The sequence below is a fragment of the Streptomyces sp. NK08204 genome (genome assembly GCF_020400585.1).
Classification (GTDB): Bacteria; Actinomycetota; Actinomycetes; order Streptomycetales; family Streptomycetaceae; genus Streptomyces.
Genome location: NZ_JAINVF010000101.1, coordinates 1 through 385, shown reverse-complemented (window position 1 = coordinate 385; position 385 = coordinate 1). Strand labels below are relative to the sequence as shown.

At 70.4% G+C, this 385-nt stretch carries 1 pseudogene; it reads right to left on the bottom strand.

Annotated features, from left to right (window positions below):
• Nucleotides 1-385 (bottom strand): annotated as a pseudogene (locus K7G59_RS34490) (methionine synthase); the annotation flags it as partial.

Sequence of the window (385 nt, the reverse complement as noted above, 5' to 3'; positions counted from 1 at the left end):
ATCCCCCTTGGACACGCAGGGGAAGTAGCCGTAGACCACGGCCGCCTCGAGCAGGTTCTCCGTGTGCAGCTTGTCCAGCCAGCCGCGCAGCCGCGGGCGGCCCTCGGTCTCGACCAGTTCCTCGTACGAGAGCCCCTCAGCGGTGCGGGCCTGCTTGAGTCCCCACTGGCCCTTGAACAGGGCGCCCACGTCCAGCCAGCTCGCGTACTCCTTGAGCTGGATGCCCTTGACGACCCGGGTGCCCCAGAAGGGCGGGGTGGGCACCGGGTTGTCCATGGCCACGTCCGAGCGGGCCGGGCCCTGTTCGGTACGCTCCTCGACCTCCGGCGATGCGGTGGCCCTGACCCGGCGCTGCTTCAGTTCGGGCAGTGCCGCTCCGGGGATC